General features: G+C 73.2%; 23 protein-coding genes and 1 tRNA gene. 12 read left to right on the top strand and 12 right to left on the bottom strand.

From position 1 onward, the window contains the following. Window positions 1-72: 72 nt before the first annotated feature. A complete protein-coding gene (locus RND61_RS27295; protein ID WP_315880780.1) occupies window positions 73-852 on the bottom strand; it encodes a DUF6227 family protein in 780 nt (259 codons plus the stop codon). A gap of 279 nt (window positions 853-1131) precedes the next feature. Continuing rightward, window positions 1132-1620: a hypothetical protein gene (locus RND61_RS27290; RefSeq protein ID WP_315880779.1), complete on the bottom strand. Its 489-nt coding sequence runs from the start codon at window positions 1618-1620 to the stop codon at window positions 1132-1134. Between the two features lie 915 nt (window positions 1621-2535). On the opposite strand from RND61_RS27290, the gene RND61_RS27285 reads away from it, so the two are divergent. Further along, window positions 2536-2745, top strand: a complete 210-nt coding sequence (locus RND61_RS27285; protein ID WP_315880778.1) for a hypothetical protein — start codon at window positions 2536-2538, stop codon at window positions 2743-2745. Between the two features lie 19 nt (window positions 2746-2764). Here RND61_RS27285 and mscL read toward each other — a convergent pair whose 3' ends face one another. From mscL to RND61_RS27255, 6 genes are all read right to left on the bottom strand, one after another. Next, window positions 2765-3253 (bottom strand): large conductance mechanosensitive channel protein MscL, encoded by a 489-nt coding sequence (gene mscL, locus RND61_RS27280; RefSeq protein ID WP_315880777.1) that lies wholly within the window; start codon window positions 3251-3253, stop codon window positions 2765-2767. Between the two features lie 111 nt (window positions 3254-3364). Further along, entirely contained in the window at window positions 3365-3943 is a 579-nt protein-coding gene (locus RND61_RS27275; protein ID WP_315880776.1) for an RcpC/CpaB family pilus assembly protein, read from the bottom strand. A gap of 343 nt (window positions 3944-4286) precedes the next feature. Beyond that, window positions 4287-5123: an S-methyl-5'-thioadenosine phosphorylase gene (locus RND61_RS27270; protein WP_315880775.1), complete on the bottom strand. Its 837-nt coding sequence runs from the start codon at window positions 5121-5123 to the stop codon at window positions 4287-4289. Window positions 5124-5447: 324 nt separating this feature from the next. Continuing rightward, window positions 5448-5777: an FmdB family zinc ribbon protein gene (locus RND61_RS27265; protein WP_315880774.1), complete on the bottom strand. Its 330-nt coding sequence runs from the start codon at window positions 5775-5777 to the stop codon at window positions 5448-5450. Between the two features lie 68 nt (window positions 5778-5845). Further along, a complete protein-coding gene (locus tag RND61_RS27260) occupies window positions 5846-7126 on the bottom strand; it encodes an MFS transporter (protein ID WP_315880773.1) in 1281 nt (426 codons plus the stop codon). Between the two features lie 485 nt (window positions 7127-7611). Further along, window positions 7612-9144 carry a potassium/proton antiporter gene (locus RND61_RS27255; RefSeq protein WP_391654246.1) on the bottom strand — a complete coding sequence of 511 codons (1533 nt, stop codon included), beginning with the start codon at window positions 9142-9144 and terminating at the stop codon, window positions 7612-7614. A 313-nt stretch (window positions 9145-9457) separates the two neighbouring features. On the opposite strand from RND61_RS27255, the gene RND61_RS27250 reads away from it, so the two are divergent. Beyond that, entirely contained in the window at window positions 9458-12256 is a 2799-nt protein-coding gene (locus RND61_RS27250) for a penicillin acylase family protein (RefSeq protein ID WP_315880772.1), read from the top strand. Here RND61_RS27250 and RND61_RS27245 read toward each other — a convergent pair whose 3' ends face one another. Further along, window positions 12257-12850: a 5-formyltetrahydrofolate cyclo-ligase gene (locus RND61_RS27245; RefSeq protein WP_315880771.1), complete on the bottom strand. Its 594-nt coding sequence runs from the start codon at window positions 12848-12850 to the stop codon at window positions 12257-12259. Between the two features lie 236 nt (window positions 12851-13086). Here RND61_RS27245 and galU point away from each other — a divergent pair, with 236 nt between their 5' ends. From galU to RND61_RS27205, 8 genes are all read left to right on the top strand, one after another. Next, the gene (galU, locus tag RND61_RS27240; protein ID WP_315880770.1) at window positions 13087-13989 is read left to right on the top strand and encodes a UTP--glucose-1-phosphate uridylyltransferase GalU; all 903 of its coding nucleotides are present in this window, start codon (window positions 13087-13089) and stop codon (window positions 13987-13989) included. A 14-nt stretch (window positions 13990-14003) separates the two neighbouring features. After that, window positions 14004-15311, top strand: a complete 1308-nt coding sequence (gene glp, locus RND61_RS27235; RefSeq protein WP_315880783.1) for a molybdotransferase-like divisome protein Glp — start codon at window positions 14004-14006, stop codon at window positions 15309-15311. Between the two features lie 91 nt (window positions 15312-15402). Then, entirely contained in the window at window positions 15403-15882 is a 480-nt protein-coding gene (gene moaC / locus RND61_RS27230) for a cyclic pyranopterin monophosphate synthase MoaC (RefSeq protein WP_315880769.1), read from the top strand. Beyond that, entirely contained in the window at window positions 15879-16367 is a 489-nt protein-coding gene (locus tag RND61_RS27225; RefSeq protein ID WP_315880768.1) for a MogA/MoaB family molybdenum cofactor biosynthesis protein, read from the top strand. Before moaC ends, RND61_RS27225 begins: the two co-directional genes overlap by 4 nt. Continuing rightward, entirely contained in the window at window positions 16364-16987 is a 624-nt protein-coding gene (locus RND61_RS27220; protein ID WP_315880767.1) for a GNAT family N-acetyltransferase, read from the top strand. The genes RND61_RS27225 and RND61_RS27220 overlap by 4 nt, the downstream gene beginning before the upstream one ends. A 140-nt stretch (window positions 16988-17127) precedes the next feature. Continuing rightward, complete coding sequence (gene sepX, locus RND61_RS27215; protein WP_315880766.1) at window positions 17128-18237, top strand: divisome protein SepX/GlpR; 1110 nt, start codon at window positions 17128-17130, stop codon at window positions 18235-18237. Between the two features lie 84 nt (window positions 18238-18321). After that, window positions 18322-18395, top strand: a tRNA-Ala gene (locus tag RND61_RS27210). 539 nt (window positions 18396-18934) lie between these two features. Continuing rightward, window positions 18935-19291, top strand: a complete 357-nt coding sequence (locus RND61_RS27205) for a hypothetical protein (RefSeq protein ID WP_315880765.1) — start codon at window positions 18935-18937, stop codon at window positions 19289-19291. Between the two features lie 3 nt (window positions 19292-19294). Here the strand turns inward: RND61_RS27205 and RND61_RS27200 are convergent, their stop codons facing one another. Further along, window positions 19295-19750 carry an Lrp/AsnC family transcriptional regulator gene (locus RND61_RS27200; RefSeq protein ID WP_315880764.1) on the bottom strand — a complete coding sequence of 152 codons (456 nt, stop codon included), beginning with the start codon at window positions 19748-19750 and terminating at the stop codon, window positions 19295-19297. 124 nt (window positions 19751-19874) lie between these two features. Here RND61_RS27200 and RND61_RS27195 point away from each other — a divergent pair, with 124 nt between their 5' ends. Beyond that, window positions 19875-20882 carry an asparaginase gene (locus RND61_RS27195; protein WP_315880763.1) on the top strand — a complete coding sequence of 336 codons (1008 nt, stop codon included), beginning with the start codon at window positions 19875-19877 and terminating at the stop codon, window positions 20880-20882. A gap of 432 nt (window positions 20883-21314) precedes the next feature. Here RND61_RS27195 and RND61_RS27190 read toward each other — a convergent pair whose 3' ends face one another. Together RND61_RS27190 and RND61_RS27185 are read right to left on the bottom strand one after the other, a co-directional pair. Beyond that, window positions 21315-22358 (bottom strand): trypsin-like serine peptidase, encoded by a 1044-nt coding sequence (locus tag RND61_RS27190; protein WP_315880762.1) that lies wholly within the window; start codon window positions 22356-22358, stop codon window positions 21315-21317. A 161-nt stretch (window positions 22359-22519) separates the two neighbouring features. Then, entirely contained in the window at window positions 22520-23005 is a 486-nt protein-coding gene (locus RND61_RS27185) for a GNAT family N-acetyltransferase (RefSeq protein WP_315880761.1), read from the bottom strand. Window positions 23006-23074: 69 nt separating this feature from the next. On the opposite strand from RND61_RS27185, the gene RND61_RS27180 reads away from it, so the two are divergent. Then, window positions 23075-23872, top strand: coding sequence for an exodeoxyribonuclease III (locus RND61_RS27180; protein WP_315880760.1), 798 nt, complete (start codon window positions 23075-23077; stop codon window positions 23870-23872). Window positions 23873-23893: the final 21 nt, after the last annotated feature.

Raw genomic sequence — 23893 nt, 5'->3', positions numbered from 1 at the left:
CCCCCCCCCCCCCGCCCCTTCCGCTCCGGGCGCCCGGCCCCGCACGTCCGGCTACGGCGACGCGCGCCGGGTTCACCACGCCCGTTCCGCGCGTACCTCCATCGCGGCCCGCGCCATGTGCTCGTTCTCGTACACCTCGCACATGTGGCGGCCGTCCGGCGTCGCCGTGTGCTCGACCTCCCAGACGCTCATCTCCGTCCCGTCCATCAGCAGGAACGCGTGCTCGTACAGCGAGAACCCCGCGTCCCTGCCGCCCGCCACCCCGCACTGCCGGCCGAACACCTGCTGGATGTGGTGGGCGAACGCCCCGCGCAGCCGCGCGGCGACCGCCTCGCCCGGTCGGTCGGCGTTCTCCGCGCGGCGCAGCACCCGGCGCGCGTGGTCCGCCGAGTCGTCCGGCACGTACATGCGCGGCGCGGGCGCCAGCGGGCGCACGAGCAGCGCGCTCAGCAGCTCCAGGTCCGCGTCCAGGTCGTCGTCCAGCGGATCGGCCCGCCCCACGGTGCCGGGGAGGCCGAACGACGCCGACAGGCGCGCCGCCGCCAGCCGCACCTCCGCCTCGTCCACGTACAGCTCGTGGTGGTCCCGGTCATCCTCGCCCGTGTGGTGCACCAGCTCCCACAGCGTCAGGGACGCGCCGTCCGCCAGCAGATACGTGTGCCGGTACGTCGCGCGGTGCAGGGCCGCGCTGTGGTGCGAGGAGTGCAGCGCGCTCGCGTGCGCCAGCGCCGAACGCAGCCGCTCGACCAGGGCATCGGGCAGATCGAAGGAGTTGAGCGCCCGGCCCAGAAGCCGCTCGACATGCAGCTCTGTGGTCTCGTACGGATCGTTCCGATCGATCGGATCGTTCAAGATGGGTCTCCAGGCGGTCGCCGCGTGTTACTCGATGCTTGCTCAAGGTAGTGCCTTGGTACGACAACGCGACCGGCTTCCGGAAAACGAAGGGCGCGTGAGGCGATTTCCCGCGCGCCCCCCGCCGGATCGGTCAACAGCCCGGGCCGTACCGCCCGTTCAGCCACTTCGGTCCGTCCGGCCCGTCACCGCCCCGGAGTCCGCCCAGCCCGGGCGGCGTCCCGTACCGGCCGTGGTATGACGGAAAGTCGCCACCCGGCCCTGACACGGGCCGCGCGGTCAGCACGGCCCGTACGATGGCTCGTGCCACGACGTCCGCCGCAGCCCCCGGCAAGGCGTCCGGCGCGAGCGGTTCGCGCCCCCGGATGAGCGGTCGTGCGCCGGTCGCCAGGGCGAAGGCGGTTTCCCCTCCTTCAGCCGGTGGGCGGGCCGTACGGCGCGCGCAACGCCGTCGTGCACCACCCCCGCGACCTTCTGACCCTGCGCGCGGGTCGGCTCCCCGTCCGTACCCGCCACCGCGAACGTCGTGCTCATCGGCGGCATGGCACCGCGCCCCGGCGCCTCCACCAGCCGCAGCGCCACTTCCACGTGCGCTTCCGCCGCGTGCACCTCCGGTGCCGGGAGCGCGGGCCGGTCCGCTACGCCCTCCGCCGCGAAGGCCGGACCGCCGTACGCCCCGTACCGGGCGCCCGTCGACGAGTCGATCGGCGGGTCCACCACGTTCACCACCATCAGCGCCTTCACCGCCACCCCCGAACCCTCCAGCACCCTTCCGGCGTTCCGCCCCACCGCACAGCCCCGCCCGTGCCGATGGCGCCCACACACCCGGACCGATGGCACCCACACACCCGGACTCCACCGCCACACCCTCCACCATCACCGCGCGGCCCACCGACGAACCCGCCCGTACCGACGGCCCCGCCCGTACCGGCGGCACCCGTACATCCGCACTCCACCACCGCGCCCTTCACCACCACCGCCATCACGCCCGCCGCCGAGGACCGTGCCTGCACCGGCGCCCACGCGCCCGCGCTCCACTGCCGAGCCCGCCGCCGAGAACCGCGCCCGCAGCGGCGTCCCCGCACCCGCACTCCACCACGGTCCGGCCCGGTCGGTCGGCGCCCCGCCTCGCCCCGGGCCTGCCGGTCGCCACCCCGCACGTCTACTGCGGCGATGGTGCCGCCCTCCGGCGAGTGCGACCGTCGTTCCGCTCAGCGCCCGCTCACCGGGCACCCGTGCGTGCTTCACCCACAGCCGGGCCGCATCCGTCGGCCCGCCCGCCAACCCCCAGGAGTCCACGCCTCCTACCTAGCACGCACGCCTTCAAGACCGGCACCCCGCCTGTTCATATCCCGCCGCCCGCCCGCGGACGCCCGGGGGACCCTCCCCCCACCGCCGTCACCGCTGTCACGAGGGGTCGGCCACCGGACCGTCGCCACAGCACGCCACAGGTCGAACGCGACACAGGACGACGAGGAACGGGAGCCAAGAGGGACGGGAAGGGGCCGTGGCGCGGTGCTTCCGGGAGAGGTCGTGTGGCGTCCGTGCCCGCAGGGCCGCGCGCTCGGCGCCCAGCGCCCGGGTCCTGCGTCAGGCCGCGGCGCGACAGAGGGCACGGCGGCGGCCGGCACGGCATGTCGGGTGACGGGGTGACGCCCGTACCGTGCGGCGTACGCTGAACGTATGAGTACCGCCCCCACCCCCGGACCGCGCGCTGCGGAGAACCGGCCCGAGCCCGAGAAGAAGAAGCCCGTGCTGGTCTTCGACGATCCGCTGGACCAGCAGTCCGCGGACGATACGGACCGTGGATGGGGCGAGCGGGCTCCGGGTGGTGGCGGCGCGGCCGACGACCTGGCCCGCTTCCTCGACGAGAAGCCGCCGCACCACCTCTGAGCCGTCGCCGCGGCGCGGGTTACGGAACACGGGCCCCCGAACCGGCGGTCTCGTCGCCCCGCTGGTGGACGAGCGCGTCGCGGATGTCCTTCAGCACGTCCAGCTCGGTGACCTCCACGCTCTCCTGGTCGCCGTGCAGCGCCTTCTCCCGGGCGGCCTTCCGCGCCAGGTACTTGGCCATCGGCAGCACCATCAGGAAGTACACCACCGTGGCCGTGATCAGGAAGGTGAGCGTGGCGCTGAGCACCGAACCCCACAGGATGGCCACACCACTGGTGACCTCGCCGCCCTCCACCACACACGGGCCCTTGAGGCAGGACCGGTAGCCGTCCAGGCTCTTCGTGCCGAAGGCGCCGACGATCGGGCTGATGACACCCCTCACGATGGCGTTGACGATATTGGTGAACGCGGCGCCGATGACGACGGCCACCGCGAGATCCACCACGTTCCCCCGCATCAGGAACGCCTTGAAGCCTTCCAGGAGACTCGTCCTGCTTTCCTGGCTCACCTAGATGCCTTTCGTCGCGTGTGCAGTGGGCGCAGCCATTACGCCGCGCGGGGCACGAGGCCGTCCAATCGGTGTACCCGGACCGGTGCGGGCACTGCCCGTGCGGGTGAGTCAGCACAGGACCACCGCCAGTCGCGCCGTGGCGGACGCGGCGACGAGGTCCGCGGCGGCCGCGCGCGGCACGGCCAGCACGAGTAGCGCGCCGTCGCCCCGTTCCGCCCCGGCGGGCCCGCCCAGACCGTCCGGAGGAGCGCCCTCCTCTTCTCCCTCCCTGCGGGGCACGGCCGTCACCCGGACCCCGGACGCCAGGATCCGAGCCTGCGGGCCGTCGTCCTCCGCCGACGTGCCGGCCGGGGTCGCCGGGGCGGCGATCACGTCCACCCGGTCGCCGGGCCGCAGCAGCCGTACGGTCTCCCCGTCCGCGATCCGCACGGGCGCGGACACCAGGTCCCGCTTCCTCTGCCCCGCCGGTGCCGCCGACAGGCCGGGCGGCCCGGTCCGCACCGCGGCCGCGCGGTCCGCCCGCCGCGCCTCCGGCCCGGCCTCGGTCGAGGGCTCGCGGAAACCCGACGCCGCCATCGCGGCGGCCGCCATCGCCAGCGCCGCCGCCATCGCCCGCCGCCTGCGCCGCACGGCCCACCACAGCCCGTACCGCCCGCCGCGTACCCGCAGCGGCGCGAACAGCGGCACCGCGCACGTCTCCGGTACGAACGGCGCCGGGGGAGGGACGGAGGAGAAGGGGGACGGAGGGGCCGGAAGCGGGGACACGGAGGGGGACGCGGAAGAGGGGACGGCGGGGGACGCGGAGAAGGACGCGGAAGAGGACGGGGAGGAAGGCGCGGAGGAAGACGCGGAGAAGGACGCGGACTGGTACGTGCGGGATGTCATGGCGCACCGCCTGTCGTGGGAGGACCGTCGCCGGCGGAGCGCCGACGTCCCTCACCATCCCGCGTTCCCCCCGCCCCCGCTCGGGCCTGTGCACAGCCGGCCCCTCTGTGGAAAACCGGCTCACCCCCAGGGGTGAGCCGCGGTCCTACGGCAGCTCGATCCCCAGGTTCCACCCGTCGTGGGCGTGGGTGCACAGGCACGACCGGTTCTCGGTCTCCGGCAGCGCCCCCACCGCGTCGAACAGCACGGCGCGCAGTCGCTCGACGTTCTCCCCGAACACCCGCAGCACCTCCGTGTGCGACACGCCCTCGCCCGTTTCGGCGCCCGCGTCCAAGTCCGTGACCAGGGCCAACGACGTGTAGCAGAGGCCCAGCTCACGGGCGAGGACCGCCTCGGGGTGGCCGGTCATCCCGACGACGGACCAGCCCATCGCGGCGTGCCAGCGCGACTCGGCGCGCGTCGAGAAGCGCGGCCCCTCGACGACGACCATCGTGCCGCCGTCCACGGCGTCCCACCTCCGGCCCTGCGCGGCCCTCAGCGCCGCCTTCCGCCCGTCCGGGCAGTACGGGTCGGCGAACGTGGTGTGGACGACGTTCGGCACCGTGCCGTCCGGCAGCGGCTCCCCGTCGAAGAAGGTCTGGACGCGCGACTTCGTACGGTCGACGAGCTGGTCCGGTACGAGGAGCGTGCCCGGCCCGTACTCGGCGCGCAGCCCGCCCACGGCGCACGGCCCCAGGACCTGGCGGACGCCGACCGAACGCAGCGCCCACAGGTTGGCCCGGTAGTTGATGCGGTGCGGCGGCAGCCGGTGGTCGCGGCCGTGCCGGGGCAGGAAGGCGACCCTGCGTCCGGCCACCTCCCCGACGAACAGGGAGTCGCTGGGCTTGCCGTACGGGGTGGTGACCTCGACCTCGGTCACGTCCTCCAGGAAGGAGTAGAAGCCGGAACCGCCGATCACGCCGATCTCTGCATGCGTCGCCATGCGCCTCACCCTAGACGCGGCCCATCCGGCCCCTGGACGCCCCCCGGCCCCTCCGGGCGCCCCCGGGCCTCCGGAAACCCCCGGCCTCCGGAAACCCCCGGCCCCTGGACGTCCCCGGCCTCCGGGCGCCCCACCCCACACCGGCGCTCCCGACCCCGGGCCGCTCCCGACCCGTACCGGTGCCCCCGCCCCGCACCAGCCCCTGGATGCCCCCGTCCTGTACCAGCGCCCCACCCCGGCCTGCGCAGGCCCGCCCCGCCGCCGGGTACGCCGAAGGCCCCGCCGTACGGAACGGCAGGGCCCTGGGACGTGTCGGTGCCTCGGTCAGGCGGCGGAGCTGGTGCCGCTGCCCGTGCTCGACGCCGCGGGCTTCGCGTCCGAGGAGGACGAGCCGGACGAGGACGAGGACGAGTCGGACGACGACGCCGAGGACGACGACGAGCCGGACTTCGCCGCGGGGGAGCTGCTCGAGGACGCGCCACGGCTGTCGTTGCGGTAGAAGCCGGAGCCCTTGAAGACGATACCGACCGCCGAGAACACCTTCTTCAGGCGTCCCTTGCAGCTCGGGCACTCGGTCAGGGCGTCATCGGTGAACTTCTGCACCGCCTCGAGGCCCTCGCCGCACTCGGTGCACTGGTACTGGTACGTCGGCACTTGTCTTCCTCCTGGCACTCTCACTCGATGAGTGCTAACGACGAACAATAGTGACGCATTCCTTCGCTTCAGTCCACCGCCACCGGCACGCGGTGACCGATGCCACGTGCGGCGGTGCGGTCCTGGGGCGCCCGGGGCGCCAGCCGCGACCGGAGCGCGAGCAGGGTGACCAGCGCCAGCGCCGTGCCGCCCAGCGGCACCAGGAACCCGGCGGCCGAGCCGTGCGCGTCCGCGAGGCGTCCGGCGACCGTCACGGCGGCCGCCTGGCCCAGTGCGACGGCGCCGGTCAGCCAGGTGAACGCCTCCGTGCGCGCGGAGGCCGGCACCAGGGGCTCGACGAGCGTGTACCCGCTGATCAGCGCGGGCGCGATGCACAGGCCGACCACCAGGCCGAGCGCGCCCAGCAGCAGCACCGACTGCGCGGACCACAGCAGCGAGGCGGCCACGGTCAGCGCCGCGTACCCGACGATCAGGCGGCGCCGCGGCCCGGACTTCCAGGCGATGGCGCCGACGGCGATGCCGGCCAGCATGTTGCCCGCGGCGAAGAGGCCGTACAGCAGGCCGTTGACCCCGGGGTCGCCGATCTCCTCGGTGAACGCGGTCAGCGAGACCTGCATGCCGCCGAAGACGGAGCCGATCCCCAGGAACGCCACCGCCAGCACGCGTACGCCCGGCACGGACAGCGCCGACGCGCGCGGTCGCGCCCCGGCGCCGGAGCGGGCCCCGTGGGCCGGCTGGGTGCGCTTCTGGGCGGCGAACAGGAGGCCGCCGACCAGGGTCAGGGACGCCTCGGCGACCAGGCCGGCCGCCGGGTGCACGCCGGTGCACAGCGCCGTCGCCAGGACGGGGCCCACGACGAACGTGAACTCGTCCGTCACGGACTCGAACGCCGCCGCCGTCGACATGAGCGGCGAGCCCTCCAGCCGGGCCGCCCAGCGGGCCCGCACCATGGGGCCCACCTGCGGGACGGAGGCGCCGCTCGGCACCGCCGCCGCGAACAGCGCCCACAGGGGCGCGTCGGCCAGGGCGAGCACCGTCAGCAGGGAGACCGACGCGGCGTGCACGAGGACGCCGGGGACCAGGACGGCGCGCTGCCCGAAGCGGTCCGCGAGCTTCCCGCTCTGCGGGGCGAACAGCGCCATGGACACGCCGGTCACCGCGGCGACGGCGCCCGCGCTGCCGTACGAGCCGGTGGTGTGCTGAACCAGCAGGACGATGCCGATGGTGAGCATCGCGAACGGCTGCCGCGCCGCGAATCCGGGCAGCAGAAACGTCCAGGCGCCGGGGGTGCGCAGGAGCTGCCCGTATCCGGGACGCTTCACAGCGTCGGAGGTGACCGTGGATGCCACGGCCCGTGCCTTTCTGCCGCCTGGTAGCGCTCGCCGGGGTGCCGGGAGCCGCCGAGGGCTGTCCTCTTGCGCGGAAGCGCGGTAGATACCGGAGCCCCGCGGAGGGGGACTCGGCCGCCATACGGTCGCGCCAGCCCTGCATCAGGCAGAGTTGGTTCGATCAATGCGCCTTCATGGTACAGGGGGCGAGCGGAGTGGCTCCTGTGAAAAGTGCCATGTGCCCCTTCCCTACCTGCGGAAAGTGCCAAGATCCGCTTCCCTGCCTGCGAAAAGCGCTACGTGCCACTCCGCCGCCCGCGGAAAGCGCCACGCGACCCCCTCCGCCCGGGAAGCCGCGAGCCACCCCCGCACTGCCCCTGGTCGCCGGACCAGCCCCCGGTCCCCGGTCGGCGCACCTGCTCCGCCCCTCCGCCCCCGGCCGCTGGAGGGCCGGCCTCCCGTCCCCGGCCGGCGCACCCGCCCCGTACCGCCCCCGACTGCCGGGATCAGCCTCCCGTCCCCAGCCAGCCCGCCAGTTTGCCGCCCCGGCCGACGGCCCGCAGCCGCCGCTCCGCCGCGTCCCGCACCGGGTCCGTCGCCACGACCAGCAGTTCGTCGCCGCGCCGCAGCACCGTCGTCGGCGACGGCACGAAACTCGTGCCGTCCCGGACGACGAGGGTGACCGCCGCGCCGGGCGGCAGCCGCAGCTCCGCGACCTCCACGCCGTGCATCTTCGACCGGTCCGGGATCGACAGGGACAGCAGGTGGCCGCGGAGCCGCTCCAGGGGCGCCGACTCGACCCCCAGGTCCGTGGCCTCCGTCCCGGCGCCCAGCCGCAGCGCCTTCGCCAGCCAGGGCAGCGTCGGCCCCTGCACCAGCGTGTAGACGACGACCAGGACGAAGACGATGTTGAAGACCTTCCGGCTGCCCTCGATCCCCGACACCATCGGGATCGTCGCCAGGATGATCGGCACCGCGCCCCGCAGCCCGGCCCACGACATCAGAGCCTGCTCCTGCCACGGGATGCGGAACGGCGTCAGGCTCAGCAGGACCGACACCGGGCGCGCCACGGCCGTCAGGGCCAGGCCGATCGCCACCGCCGGCCAGAAGTCCCGCAGCAGTTCGTGCGGGGTCACCAGCAGGCCGAGCAGGACGAACATCCCGATCTGGGCGATCCAGCCGAGGCCCTCGGCGAAGCCGCGGTTGGCCGGCTGGTGCGGCAACTTCGCGTTGCCGAGCACCACGGAGGCCAGGTACACCGCGAGGAAGCCGCTGCCGTGGGCGAGGGCGCCCGCCGCGTACGCGGTGACGGCGATGGCCATCACGGCGATCGGGTACAGGCCGGAGGCCGGCAGGGCGACCCGCTTCAGCCCGTACGCGCCGAGGAGGCCGACCGCCAGGCCGATGCCCGCGCCGATGGCGAGCTCCAGCGCGATCGTGCCGACCAGGACGTACCAGCTGTCCACGGGGCCCGTCGTCGAGAAGGCGACCACCAGGATCACGACGGGCGCGTCGTTGAACCCCGACTCGGCCTCCAGGGTGCCGGTCACCCGCGACGGCAGGGGCACCTTGCGCAGCACGGAGAAGACGGCCGCGGCGTCCGTGGAGGAGACGACGGCGCCGATGAGCAGCGCCTGCCGCCACTCCAGGCCGACGAGGTAGTGCGCCGCGGCGGCCGTGATGCCCACGCTCACCGCGACGCCGACGGTCGCGAGGACGGTCGCGGCGGGCAGGGCGGGCCTGATCTCCTTCCACTTGGTGCCCAGGCCGCCCTCGGCGAGGATCACGACGAGCGCGCCGTAGCCGATGACCTGAGTGAGCTCGGCGTTGTCGAAGGCGACGTTGCCGATGCCGTCCTGCCCCATGGCGACGCCGATGCCGAGGTACAGGAGCAGGCTGGGGAGGCCGCTGCGTGAGGACAGGCGCACCGCGACGACGGCGACGAGCAGGACGAGCGAGCCGATGAGCAGGAGTTCGTTGAGCTGGTGGACAGTCAGGGGCCGAACCTTCCCGGGAGATGCGTGGGCGGACCTCTTCAGTTGTGCGCGGGCGTCCGCGTCCGGTCTTCCGACCCGGCTACGCGCGCGTGGGCGCCGTTCCCACCGCCCGGGCGGATTCGTACAGTTGCCGGTTTTCGGCGAAGGCGGGGTTATGCCGGGTATGTCCGGCCGTGCGGAGGGTCTGCGACGGCCGGTACTTCGTTACCTTACCTAATCTTTAACGTTTCCCTGACGCCGGTGCCGCCTTCCGCGGCGGGCCCCCTTTACCGGCACCGCGTCCGGGGCGGTCGATCGCTGCGCCTATGGTTGCTCCCAGCACTCCTGGACCCAGCCTGCGCCTCGAAGGACAGCGATGCCCGCCAACACCACCGTCTCTTCCCCCAAGAAGAAGGGGCGACGTGCCCGCTTGCTCGTGATCGCCCTGGTGCTGGCGCTCGTCGCGGGCGTCGGCTACGGCGCCTACTGGAGCGTCAGCACCGTGCGCGCGCCCTTCCCGCAGACCACCGGCACGCTCCAGCTCGCCGGTCTCTCCGGGCCGGTCGACGTCAAGCGCGACGGCTACGGCGTCCCGCAGATCTACGCCTCCACGGACGAGGACCTGTTCCGCGCCCAGGGGTACGTCCAGGCACAGGACCGCTTCTGGGAGATGGACGTCCGCCGCCACATGACCGCGGGCCGCCTCTCCGAGATGCTCGGCAAGGACATGGTCGACACGGACGCGTTCCTCCGCACGCTCGGCTGGCACCGGGTGGCGAAGGAGGAGTACGACGAGGTCCTGTCGGAGGAGACGAAGAAGAATCTCCGGGCGTACGCGGACGGCGTCAACGCCTACCTGAAGGACAAGGCGCCCCGGGACGTCTCCGTCGAGTACTCCGCGCTCGCCTTCTCGCACGACTACGCGATCGAGCCCTGGACCCCGGTCGACTCGATCGCCTGGCTGAAGGCCATGGCCTGGGACCTGCGCGGCAACATGCAGGACGAGATCGACCGCTCGCTCATGACGAGCCGGCTCACCGACGAGCAGATCGAGGACCTGTACCCGGCCTACCCGTACAAGACCCACCGCCCCGTCGTCGAGGACTTCAAGGCGTCCGGTGACGGCGAGGACGGCGACGGCACGGGTGACGGCACGGGCACGGGCGACGGCGGCGGCTTCCAGGGCGGCGTCCAGGGCTCCGGCACCGGCCAGACCGACCAGGGCGCCGGCGGCTTCCAGAGCGGCGCCCAGGGTGACCTCCAGGGCGGCCTCCAGTCGCAGCTCGCGGCCCTCTCCGAGGCGCTCGACTCCGTTCCCGCCCTGCTCGGCCCGAACGGCGACGGCATCGGCTCCAACTCGTGGGTCGTCTCCGGTGAGCACACGACCACCGGCAAGCCGCTCCTGGCCAACGACCCGCACCTCGCCCCGCAGCTGCCGTCCGTCTGGTACCAGATGGGCCTGCACTGCCGCGCCGTCTCCGACAAGTGCCGCTACGACGTCGCCGGCTACACCTTCGCCGGGATGCCGGGTGTCGTCATCGGCCACAACCAGGACATCGCCTGGGGCTTCACCAACCTCGGTGCCGACGTCACCGACCTGTACCTGCAGAAGGTCACCGACCGCGGCTACCTGCGCGGCACCAAGGAGGTGCCGTTCGAGACCCGCGACGAGGTGATCAGGATCGCCGGCGGCGGCAGCCGCACCATCACCGTCCGCACCACCAACAACGGCCCGCTGATCTCCGACCGCAGCGGCGAGCTGGAGAAGGTCGGCCAGAAGGCCCCCATCGCCGACCCCGCGCCCGACCGCGGCGACGGCTACGCGGTCTCCCTGCGCTGGACCGCCCTCACCCCGGGCAAGTCCATGGACGCCGTGTTCAAGCTGAACCGCGCCCGCGACTTCAAGGGGTTCCGGGACGCCGCCCGCGACTTCGAGGTGCCGTCGCAGAACCTGGTCTACGCCGACGCCAAGGGCGCCAAGGGCCACATCGGCTACCAGGCCCCCGGCAAGATCCCCGTCCGCGCCGAGAAGCACGACGGCACGCTCCCGGCGCCCGGCTGGGACCCCGCGTACGACTGGAAGAAGTACATCCCGTTCGACGAGCTGCCGTACGAGGAGAACCCGGAGCGCGGCTACATCGTCACCGCCAACCAGGCCGTCGTGAACGACGAGTACCCGCACCACCTCACCGCCGACTGGGGCTACGGCTCCCGCAGCCAGCGCATCAACGACCTCATCGAGTCGAAGATCAAGGACGGCGGCAAGATCTCCACCGACGACATGCGCACCATGCAAACGGACAACCAGAGCGAGATAGCCAAGCTGCTGACCCCGCTCCTGCTGAAGGTCGACATCGCGGACCCGTACGTCCGGGAGGCGCAGAAGCTGCTGGAGGGCTGGGACTACACGCAGGAGGCCGACTCCCCGGCCGCCGCGTACTTCAACGCGGTCTGGCGCAACGTCCTGAAGCTGGCGTTCGGCGACAAGCTCCCCAAGGAGCTGCGCGTCAAGGGCGAGTGCCTCAACGTCCCGCCCGCCGACCCCACCGTCCCGGACGACCAGCGCGACCGGCTCGTCCGCGAGTGCGGCCAGCGCGACGCGGACAAGGCGCAGCCGGACGGCGGCGACCGCTGGTACGAGGTGGTCCGCCCGCTCCTGGAGGACGAGGACAACGCCTGGTGGCGCACGCCGGGGAACCGCCTCGACGACGCCACCGAGACCCGCGACCAACTGCTCGCCCGCGCCATGAAGGACGCCCGCTGGGAGCTGACCGCGCAGCTCGGCAAGGACATCTCCACCTGGAGCTGGGGCCGGCTGCACCAGCTGAACCTGCGCAACCAGACGCTGGGCACGGGCGGACCGGACGTCGTGAAGTTCCTGCTGAACCGCGGCCCGTGGAACCTGGCGGGCGGCGAGGCGGCCGTCAACGCCACCGGCTGGAACGCGGCGGGCGGCTACGGCGTCGTCTGGGTGCCGTCCATGCGGATGGTCGTCAACGTCGGCGACTGGGACAAGTCCCGCTGGATCAACCTGACCGGCGCCTCCGGCCACGCCTACCACCCGCACTACACGGACCAGACCGACGCGTGGGCCAGGGGCGAACTGCTGGACTGGCCGTTCAGCGACGAGGCGGTCGACGCGGCGAAGGCCGACCACCTGGTCCTGAAGCCCTGATCAGCCCGGCCGGGGTGCGGTGAAACGCCGCACCCCGTCGGGGGTCACCACCGCGTGCACGGGGTGGTCGTGCGGTTCCTCCGGGACCCGGGCGACCACCTCGTGCGCGTAGAGGAGCACCACGAGCGCCGGATCGGCCCCCACGCGCGCGAGGCGGGCCAGTACCCGGTCGTACGAGCCGCCGCCCCGGCCCAGCCGCATGCCCCGCGCGTCCACCGCGAGCCCCGGCAGCAGCACTGCGCCCGCCTCCGCGACCGCCTCCGGACCGAGCCGGGGCCCCGAGGGCTCCAGCAGCCCCCGCCGCGCCCCGGCGAGCCCGGCGGCGCCCTCGTAGACCGCCCAGTCCAGGTCGTTGTCGGCCATCAGGACGGGCAGCAGCACCCGCACGCCCCGCGCGCGCAGCGCCTCGATCAGCGTCCGCGTGCCCGGCTCCCGGCCCACGGAGACGTACGCGGCGACCGTGCCGGCCCCCGCCAGCTCGGGCAGCTCCAGCGCCGCGGCGGCGAGGGCCCCGGCGGCCCGCTCGACGTCCTCGGTGGTCAGCAGGGTGCGGGCGGCGAGCAACCGGCTCCGCAGCCCCGCCTTGTCCGGCACCCTGTCCGGCACCTTGTCCGGCCTTCGCTCGCCCGCAGGGGCCGGCGCCCCCCGCGGGACCCCCGCGTCCGGCCCGGCAGCGGTCCCCCGCTCCCCGCGATCCGCCGTACCGCCGTTCGCCGGAACAGTTTTCTCGGGCACGTCTCCCCATCAATCTTCTTGTATGTGCTTATACGTGGAGAAAGGTAACCGAACCTGAATCTTCCCTCATATGTTGAACAGATATGGTGCTCGGCATGACTGAGTCACATTCCATGATCCGCAAGGCCGTCATCCCCGCCGCGGGCCTCGGCACCCGCTTCCTGCCCGCCACGAAGGCCACCCCCAAGGAGATGCTGCCCGTCGTCGACAAGCCTGCCATCCAGTACGTGGTGGAGGAGGCGGTGGCCGCCGGTCTGAACGACGTACTGATGATCACCGGTCGGAACAAGCGGCCCCTGGAGGACCACTTCGACCGGAACTACGAGCTCGAAGAAGCGCTCTACCGCAAGGGCGACCAGGAGAGACTGGAGCGCGTCAAGGCGTCGAACGAGCTGGCGACCATGCACTACGTCCGCCAGGGCGACCCGCGCGGCCTCGGCCACGCCGTCCTGTGCGCCGCCCCGCACGTCGGCGACCAGCCGTTCGCCGTGCTCCTCGGCGACGACCTGATCGACCCCCGCGACCCGCTGCTGTCCCGCATGGTGGAGGTCCAGGAGAGCCAGGGCGGCAGCGTCGTGGCCCTCATGGAGGTCGACCCGTCCCAGATCCACCTCTACGGCTGCGCCGCCGTCGAGCCCACCAACGAGGCCGACGTGGTCAGGGTCACCGACCTCGTGGAGAAGCCGGACCCCGCCGACGCCCCCAGCAACTACGCGATCATCGGCCGGTACGTCCTGGACCCGGCGATCTTCGGGATACTGCGCGAGACCGAGCCCGGCCGGGGCGGCGAGATCCAGCTGACCGACGCCCTCCACAAGCTCGCCACCGACGAGAAGGCCGGCGGCCCCGTCCACGGCGTCGTCTTCAAGGGCCGCCGCTACGACACCGGCGACCGCGGCGACTATCTGCGGGCGATTGTCAGACTCGCGTGCGAACGTGAAGATCTGGGACCGGAGTTCCGTTCCTGGCTCCGCCGTTACGTCACCGAGGAGATGTAGGCCCTGTGAGCTCAGTGAGCCCGGAGAGAACCGTCTGGACGGTGGACGAGCACCTGGAGGACATCCTCACGGCCGTCCACCCGCTGGACCCCATCGAGCTGCAGCTGCCCGACGCCCAGGGCTGCGTGCTGGTCGAGGACGTCACGGTGCCCGTCGCCCTGCCGCCCTTCGACAACAGCTCCATGGACGGCTACGCCGTGCGCGTCGCCGACGTCGCCGGGGCGAGCGAGGAGTTCCCCGCGGTGCTCACCGTCGTCGGGGACGTGGCGGCCGGCGGCGACGGCCTGCCCGAGGTCGGCCCCGGCCAGGCCGCGCGGATCATGACCGGCGCGCCCCTCCCGCCCGGCGCCGAGGCGGTCGTCCCCGTCGAGTGGACCGACGGCGGTACGGGCGGCGGCGCCGCCATGGGCATGCGCGCGGCCAGCGCGGCCCCGGAGGGCGCGAGCGGCGAGGTCCGCGTCCACCGGCCCGCCGAGGCCCGCGCCCACGTACGCGCGCGCGGCAGCGACGTGGCCGCCGGCGACCTGGCCCTCGCGGCGGGCACGGTCCTCGGGCCGCCCCAGATCGGCCTCCTCGCCGCCATCGGCCGCGGTTCGGTCCGGGTCCGCCCCCGCCCCCGCGTGGTCGTCCTCTCCACGGGCAGCGAGCTCGTCCAGCCGGGCGCCGAGTTGGGCCCCGGCCAGATCTACGACTCCAACAGCTTCGCCCTGGCCGCCGCCGCCCGCGACGCCGGCGCCATCGCCTACCGGGTCGGCGCCGTCACGGACGACGCGGACACGCTCCGCGCCACCATCGAGGACCAGCTGGTCCGTGCGGACCTCCTGGTGACCACGGGCGGCGTCAGCGTCGGCGCGTACGACGTGGTCAAGGAGGCCCTGTCGGCGGCGTCCGACGCCGACGAGCCGGGCGGCGGCGTCGAGTTCCGCGCGCTCGCCATGCAGCCGGGCAAGCCCCAGGGCTTCGGCTCCATCGGCCCCGAGCACACCCCGCTGCTCGCCCTGCCGGGCAATCCGGTCTCCTCGTACGTCTCCTTCGAGCTGTTCGTCCGGCCCGCGATCCGCGCCCTCATGGGGCTGCCGGACCTCCACCGCCCGCGCGCGCGTGCCGTGCTGTCCGCCGCCGGGCCGCTGCCGTCGCCCGCCGGGAAGCGCCAGTTCCTGCGCGGGACGTACGACGCCCAGGCGGGTACCGTCGCTCCTGTGGGCGGTGCCGGGTCGCACCTGGTCGCCGCCCTCGCCCAGGCCGACGCGCTCATCGTCGTACCGGAGGAGACCACGCGCGTGGAGCCGGGGACCGAGCTGGAGGTCGTTCTCATCGGCTGAACCGGCGGGCCCCGCGGGGCGGCCTGGCGGTACGGTGTCTGCCGCCGTGCCGGACAAGACGACCGGCGCCAGGATCGCGAGGCGGAGTGAGTTGAGTACGCAAGGCAGCCTGACCCACATCGACGAGGCGGGCGCGGCCCGCATGGTGGACGTCTCCGCGAAGGACGTCACCGCCCGCACCGCGCGCGCGAGCGGCCGGGTCCTCGTGTCGCCACGGGTGGTGGAGCTGCTGCGCGGCGAGGGCGTCCCGAAGGGCGACGCGCTCGCCACGGCCCGGATCGCCGGGATCATGGGGGCCAAGCGCACCCCCGACCTGATCCCGCTGTGCCACCCCCTCGCCGTCTCCGGGGTGAAGGTCGACCTGGAGGTCGCCGACGACGCGGTCGAGATCACCGCGACCGTGCGGACCACGGACCGCACGGGCGTCGAGATGGAGGCCCTCACGGCGGTGTCCGTGGCCGCCCTGACCGTCGTCGACATGGTCAAGGCGGTCGACAAGGCCGCCGTCATCTCCGACGTGCGGGTGGAGGAGAAGACGGGCGGCAAGTCCGGGGACTGGAGCCGGCCGTGACGTACCGCGCGCTGGTGGTCACCGCATCGAACCGCGCCGCGGCCGGCGTGTACGAGGACAGGGGCGGCCCCCTCCTCGCCGAGGGCCTGGCGGCGCTCGGCTTCGCCGTCGACGGCCCGCGGGTCGTCCCGGACGGCGACCCCGTCGAGGCCGCCCTGCGCGCGGGGGTGCGCGACGGGTACGACGTGATCCTCACGACCGGCGGCACGGGCGTCTCGCCCACCGACGCCACGCCCGAGGCCACCCGCCGCGTCCTCGACCACGAGGTGCCCGGCATCCCGGAGGCCATCCGCGCGTACGGCCGGGGGAAGGTCCCCACGGCGGCCCTCTCCCGCGGCCTGGCCGGCGTCGCGGGCCGCACCCTGATCGTCAACCTGCCCGGCTCCACCGGCGGCGTACGCGACGGCCTCGCCGTCCTGGAGCCGCTCCTCGTCCACGCGGTGGACCAGCTACGCGGCGGCGACCACCCGAGACCGGCCTCATGAACCCCGCCTGGCCCGTGACGCTGGCCGACGGCGACGTGGTGCTGCGCCCGATAAAGGCCCGCGACCACAAGGCGTGGCGGGAGGTCAACGGGCGCAACCGCGACTGGCTGCGCCCCTGGGAGGCCACCGTCCCGCCGCCCGTTCCCGGAGCGCCCCCCCTCCAGCGCCCCACGTACCGGCAGATGGTCCGCCACCTGCGCGCGGAGGCCAACGCCGGCCGGATGCTGCCGTTCGTCATCGAGTACCAGGGCCGGCTCGTCGGCCAGCTCACCGTCGCCGGGATCACCTGGGGCTCGATGTGCTCCGGGCACGTCGGCTACTGGGTCGACCGGGACGTCGCGGGCCGCGGCGTCATGCCCACGGCGGTCGCGCTCGCCGTCGACCACTGCTTCCGGGCGGTCGGGCTGCACCGGATCGAGGTGTGCATCCGCCCCGAGAACGGGCCGAGCCGCCGCGTCGTGGAGAAATTGGGATTCCGCGAGGAGGGGCTGCGTCCGCGGTACCTCCATATCGACGGCGCCTGGCGGGACCACCTCGTCTTCGCGCTGACCGCGGAGGAGGTCCCCGAGGGCCTGGTGCGGCGCTGGCACAGGTCGCGCCGGGAACACCAAACTAAATAATTCATGTGTTCGAATTAAGCGCTTGCGTGCACGCAAACGATCCGAACAATCACAAAAATGTCAGTGATATCAGCCAGATCGTGCGACACACCGGCCCAATTGGCAGATGGCCTCATGCGAACACCTCTACCGTGTGAGGCGTGAGCAGCAGCGGCCTCATCTACGCAGTCATCGTCGGAGCCTGGGCCGCCTATCTGGTGCCGATGTGGCTCCGCAGGCAGGACGAGCTGAACGAAGCACGCCCGACCGAACGCTTCAGCACCGCCATCCGGCTCCTGTCCGGACGGGCGGGGATGGAGCGCCGGTACGCCAAGGAGCTGCGCGCCCGCGGCGCCGACGAGGACTGGCGGGTGCCCGACGTGGACCCGGACGCCGAGACCGAGCAGATCGACTCGGTCGACGTCCGGGCCTTCGCCGCGCCCCCGTCCCACACGGAGGCGCGCCTGGAACTCCCGGAGGCCCCCGCTCCCGCCTCCGCCGCCGTCCCCGCTCCCGCCTCCGCTTCCGCGGCGCGCAGGGCGGCCCCCGACGCCCACCCCCGCCCCGCCGTGTCGCGGGCGGCCGCCGAGCGCGCCCGCCGCTCCCGCGTCCTGGCCCGCCGCCGCCGTACGACGGTGCTCCTCTTCCTCGCGTTCACCGTGGGCGCGGTCGTCGCGGCCGTGGGCGGCCTCGCGTTCCTGTGGGCGCCGGGCCTCCCGGCGGTCCTGCTCAGCGCGTACATCGTGTACCTGCGCCGCCAGGAGCGCCGCCGCTTCGTGTACGTGATGGACCGGCGCCGCGCGGAGGCCGCGGCCCAGCGCCTCCGCGAGAACCGACCCCGCCGAGGCCGCCCGGCATCTCCCCTCCAGGACGAGGCGGCCCCGGCGCACCCGGAACCGGCCACACCGCCGGTGTCCCCGGCGGAGGCCGACCGCCGCGCGCTCGTCGAGCAGACCGACCACGCCGAGTGGGTCGACCAGCAGCGCGACCGCGGCCCGGCGAGGGGTGACAGTTGGGACCCCGTCCCGGTACCGCTCCCCACCTACGTCACCGCCCCGGTCGCCCCCCGCGCCACGGGCGGCGTCGACGTCACCGACCCGGAGACGTGGAGCGCCGCCCGCTCCTCCCCGGCGGAGCCCACCCCGCCCCCGCCCACCCGCAAGAACCCGAACCCCTCGGCCACGCCCCCGCGCCGCTCCCGCGACCACGGCCGCACCCCGCTGTTCGACCAGTACGCCGACGACGACCGCCCCCGCGCGGCCAACGAATGACCAGGTGACCCACCTCTCGGCGCCCGACCAGGCAACGGATTTCCGAGCACCCCGATCGGGATGCTAATGTTTCACACGTCGCAAGGGCCTGTGGCGCAGACTGGTAGCGCACCTCGTTCGCATCGAGGGGGTCAGGGGTTCAAATCCCCTCAGGTCCACGCACATCAAAGCCCCCGCCGGGTTCTCCGGGCGGGGGCTTTGTCTTGCCGTACGGCAGCGAAGTACGGCAACTGTGTCGGACCTGCCGACCCAGATGCTTTGCGAGCTTCGCAGGGCCTTGAGGGTCGCCTCGGACGGCACGTGCGTGTACACCTCCATCGTGACGGTGATCTTGCCGTGCCAGGGTCCCGATCGTGCAGGTGGACAGCGCGCAACCGGCTCCCATCGTGGTGAAGACACCCAGCGCCTGACGTCTGCTGGACACCCGTCCCGAGGGCCGTGACATCACGGCTCCCTTCCACTCCACTGAGCCCGACCCGGCCGCCGCCCGGATGGCCCCGGTGGTACGGCCGTGGCCTGGACGGTCACCGCGGGACGGGCCGTGACGGGGTGCGGTCCTTGGCCGGCCGGGGTCGGCTCTGGACTTGAACGTGTTCAATGATGGGGTCCGGCGGCCCCTCGGTCCCTTCGTGGAGGCGCAGGTCCGTCGCGTGCCCGAACCGGCCCGGCCGCCCTCCAGAGAGACGGAAAGCCCCTGATGACACAGACGGACCCCGCGCGCCGCCGGGGCAAGGCCCCCCTCGTGGCGGCCGGTTACACCGGGCTCGTCGCCGCGTTCGCGCTCGCCTACGGCGTTGCCGGGAGCCCCGAGGGGTGGGGCGGGTTCCTGGCCCTGGTCGCCTTCCCCGGTTCGACCCTGGTCGTCGTCGCCTTCATCACCGCCCACCTGCTGTTCTCGTCTCCCGGCGAGGTGGACCTCTCGGACGAGACCGCGGGGCCCTTCGACCCCTTGGTGCAGTACGCGGGCGGCGCGCTGGTGAACGTGCTGCTCGCGTGGGGCGTCTTCGCGTTCGTACGGCACTTCGTGCGCGAGGCCCGGCGCAGCCGCCGCTGACGGTCAGGGGGCGACGGGCAGGCCCGTCGGTTCCTTCACGCGCTTCATGATGATCTGGGAGTTGACCTCCGTGACCCCCGTCAGGGCGGTCAGCTTCTCGATCCACAGTCGCTCGTACGCGCGCAGGTCCGCGACCGCGATCCGCAGCAGGCACCCCGGGCTGCCGAACAGCCGGTACGCCTCGATGACGTCCGGGATGTCCTGGAGCGCCGCCTCGAACGCCTCCACCACCTCGCGGTCCCGCTCCACCTCGATGGAGACCAGCACCTCGAAGCCCCGGTTCACCGCCTCCGGGTCGATCACCGCCCGGTAGCCCTGGATCACGCCGTCCTGCTCCAACTGGCGCACCCGGCGCATGCAGGGGGACGGGGTCAGGCCGACCCGCGCGGCCAGCTCCTGGTTGCTCAGCCGGCCGTCCTTCTGGAGCTCGCGCAAGATAGCGCGGTCGATCGCGTCCATGGCGCAATTATCCACCACAGGGACGGGGGTAGGTGGAGAAATGAGCGATCTTATTGCGTTCGTACTCTCCTATCATTGCTCTTTCGGGTGTTTTGCGTGAGACGTGAGGAGAGGGCGGGACAGCGTGGGACGGATCGTCGTGATCAGCACCGGCGGGACGATAGCGAGCCGCTGGCAGGGGTCCGGGTTCGCCGCCGAGGCGCACGGGCGGGAGGTCATGGCGACCGCCGCCGTGCCGGAGGGCGTCACCGTCGAGGTCGTCGACCTGTTCAGCGTCAACAGCCCCCGCCTCACCACCGTCCACCAGCTCACCCTGCTGCGCACGGTGCACGAGGTCCTGGCGGACCCCGGCGTCGACGGCGTCGTCGTCACCCACGGCACCGACACGCTGGAGGAGTCGGCGTTCCTCGTCGACCTCCACCACCACGACCCGCGCCCCGTCGTGTTCACCGGCGCCCAGCTCCCCCTCGACTCCGAGGACGGCGACGGGCCGCGCAACCTCCACGACGCCCTGCTCACCGCCGCGCGCTGCCGCGGACTGGGCGTCCTGATCGCCTTCGACGGCAAGCTCCACGCCGCGCGCGGCACGGTCAAGGCGCACACGCTCGACGCCGACGCCTTCGCGGACCCCTCCGGCATCCGCCTCGGCAACATCGGCTTCGGCAAGGTCTCCGTCCTGCGCCGCCCCGAGCGGCCCGCCCCGCTGCCCCTGCCCGACCTGCCCGGCACGCCGCCGCGCGTCGACATGGTGATGCACCACGCCGACGGTGACCCGGTGCTGCTGAACGCCGCCGTCGACGCCGGCGCGCAGGGCCTCGTCCTCGTCGCCACCGGCGCCGGCAACGCTACGCCCGAGATCGTCTCCGCCGTCGCCGGGGCCACCGCGCGGGGCGTCCTGGTCGCCCTCACCACGCGCGTGCCGGCCGGGCCCGTCTCCCAGATCTACACGCACGGCGGTGCCGTCGACCTCGTCGCCGCGGGCGCCGTCCCCACCGGGACGCTGCGCGCCGGGCAGGCCCGCATCGCCGTCCTCGCCGCCCTCCTCGCGGCCCCCGACGCCGTCGAGCGCGTACGGCTCCTGCGGCACGTCCTCGACGACGCCGTACCGGCCGCGGACCCGGCCCGGGCGTGACGCCCGGCCGGGCTCAGAGGTGACGCCCGGCCGGATTCGGACGTGAGGCCCGGCCGGGTCCGGGCGTGTCACCCGGCCGGACTTGGGCGTGTCGCCCGATCAGATGCGGGCGTGTCGCCCGATCAGATGCGGGCCTGTCACCCGGTCAGGTGTGGGCGTGTCGCCCGGTCAGGTGTGGGCGTGTCACCCGGCCCGGTCCGGAAGTGACACCCGGGCCGGAAGTGACACCCGGTCCGGAAGCGGCACCCGGTTCGAGAGTGACACCCGGTCCGGGAGCGACACCGGCCGGGTCCCGCCCTGTGGCCGGGACCGCCCAGTGAACCAGGGCCGACCTTCGACCGGGGGGCCGTGCGGTCCCGGACGCGGGAGTGGCCCGTCCCCCCGGTCGGGAACGGGCCACGGGTCACACGGGCCGTGACCGGCCCTCGTGTGTCAGGAGGTCTGCGCCGTGTTGTACAGCGCCTGCGCCTCGTTGCCGAAGTACGGACCGAACATGCGGTTCGGCATGAACGTGTACCCGAAGCTGTTCACCGACACCTGGAGTCCGGTCCCGGTCGCCTCGCTGAAGCCGGTGAACCAGGGGCCGCCGCTGGATCCGCCGGTCATGTTGCAGGCGAGGCTGTGGTCCTGCGTGAAGAGGAAGTCCCTGGAGGAGTTCCCGCTGCAGTAGATCAGCCTGGACCCGTCGTACGGGGCGGCCGCCGGGTAGCCGAAGGCGTACATCGGCTTGTTGTAGCCGCTGTTGAACTGGATGCCCTGCGCGCCGGTGACGGCCGTCAGCCTCTGGCCGTTCAGCGGGGCGACGACGGCGGCGCCGATGTCGTAGTTGAGGTCCTCGCTCGCCTCCCACTGCGGCGTGGTGAGCGTCTTGGTCGCGGGCCACTGCCCGTAGGGGGCCTGTCCGTTGTCGTACCCGGGGACGAAGACCCAGTCGGTGTGCCAGCTTCCCTGGTACTTCACGCAGTGCCCGGCCGTCATGACGGTGGACTGGTTCTGGCTGGTCACGGCGTTGCCGGAGCAGGACGCGGCATTGCCCTGGAAGGTGAAGAACACCCGTCCGACCGTCTTCACGACCGCGCCGCCGCCCGTCCAGGGGGCACCGGCCTGCGGGAACGCGAGGGGGCCGACGGCCCCTTCGGAAGCGGTGGCCGGGGCGGCGGTCGGGGCGACGGTCGTCGGTTTGCCGCCCGGCTCGGGCGCCTTGGCCCCGTCCAGTTGGGCGGGGGTGGGGTGCAGGTCGAGCGGGGTGGCGCCGCGCATCCGCTCGGCGGTCCAGAACTCGGCCGCGCCCTGCCGCTCGGCGGCCGGTACGTCCCGGACGGCGGCCTGGGCGGTGGCCGCCGTGCCGGTGTCGTCGGGGGGACCGGGCGCGGCGACCGCCGGAGCGGCGGCGGTCAGGGCGCCGGCCAGGAGGGCGCCGGTGAGGAGGGCTGCCGTGCTGAGCAGGGCGGCAACGGGCGAGCGATGGCGTCTCACACATGTCTCCTTCTGCCGTGCCCGGGCGGTCGCTGACGGCCACCCGGGCAGGGGGTGGTGGGGGGGACGAAGGGATGGGTGCGGATCGCGGTACCGGTCGAGCCGCTTCTGGTGGAGTGCCACGGCCCTGACGGGAAGGTCAGCAGCGCGTCACTATCTCTTTACTGACCCATCAACAGTTTCGCGAAACAGCGGCTGTCCTCGTGATGGCGGTACAGGCCGAACCTCTCGCAGGGCTCGTAGCCGCTGGACAGGTACAGTGCGATGGCCTCCGGCTGCTTGGTCCCCGTCTCCAGGACCATCCGCCGTCGCCCCGCCGCGCGGGCGTCCTCCTCCAAACGGGCCAGGACGCGCCGGGCCAGGCCCTGGCCGCGCGCCTCGCGGACGACGTACATCCGCTTCAGCTCGGCGTCGCCGTCCGCGTACCCCTCGCCGTTCTCGTCCATCGAGCGCCAGCCGCCCGTCGCGACCGGGCGCTCCCGCTCGTCGTACGCCAACAGGTAGAGGCCGCGCGGCGGCCGGAACATGGACGGGTCGAGGGGGGTCTCGTCACCGTCGCCGTCGTACCGCTCGGCGTATTCGAGCTGCACTTCGTCGTTGAGCTTGACGGCGTCGGGGTGGTCGAACGGCCTGGGTCGTATAATCATGCGGAGTATCGTACTTCTATGCGTGGTGGGGCGGCGGGCCGCGTATCGGGACTGTCGTATTGTGCCGGGATGCTCACTGTGACGACCGTCAATGTCAACGGCCTCCGCGCCGCCGCCAAGAAGGGGTTCGTGGAGTGGCTGGCCGGGACGGCCGCCGACGTGCTCTGCCTCCAGGAGGTACGGGCCGAGGAGACCCAGCTCCCCGAGGAGGTCCGGGCGCCCGAGGGCTGGTACGCGTTCCACGCGCCGGCCGCCGCCAAGGGCCGCGCGGGCGTGTCCCTCTACACGCGGCGCGAGCCGGACGCGGTGCGGGTCGGCTTCGGGGTGGAAGAGTTCGACGCGTCCGGCCGGTACCTGGAGGCCGACCTGCCGGGCCTCACGGTCGCCAGCCTCTACCTGCCGTCCGGTGAGGTCGGCACGGAGCGCCAGGACGAGAAGGTCCGCTTCATGGACGCCTTCCTGCCGTACCTGAAGGAGCTGAGGGAGCGCGCGGCGGCGGACGGCCGCGAGGTCCTCGTGTGCGGCGACTGGAACATCGCCCACCAGGAGGCCGACCTGAAGAACTGGCGGGCCAACCGCAAGAACTCCGGCTTCCTCCCCGAGGAGCGGGCCTGGTTCGGCCGCGTCCTCGACGAGGTGGCGTACGTCGATGTGGTCCGCGCCCTCCACCCCGACCAGGAGGGCCCGTACTCGTGGTGGTCCTACCGGGGCCGTGCCTTCGACAACGACGCGGGCTGGCGCATCGACTACCACATCGCCACCCCGGGCCTGGCGTCCCGTGCGCTGAAGGCCCGGGTGGAGCGTGCCGAGGTCCATGCGGCCCGTTGGTCGGACCATGCGCCGGTGACGGTGGTCTACGGTCCGTGACCTGCTTTTTCGGCGGGGCCG

Origin of the sequence: Streptomyces tamarix, from assembly GCF_032423885.1 — a bacterium.
Classification (GTDB): Bacteria; Actinomycetota; Actinomycetes; order Streptomycetales; family Streptomycetaceae; genus Streptomyces; species Streptomyces tamarix.
Note: the sequence above shows the minus strand (reverse complement) of the source record. Positions and strands in the feature narration are given on the sequence as shown.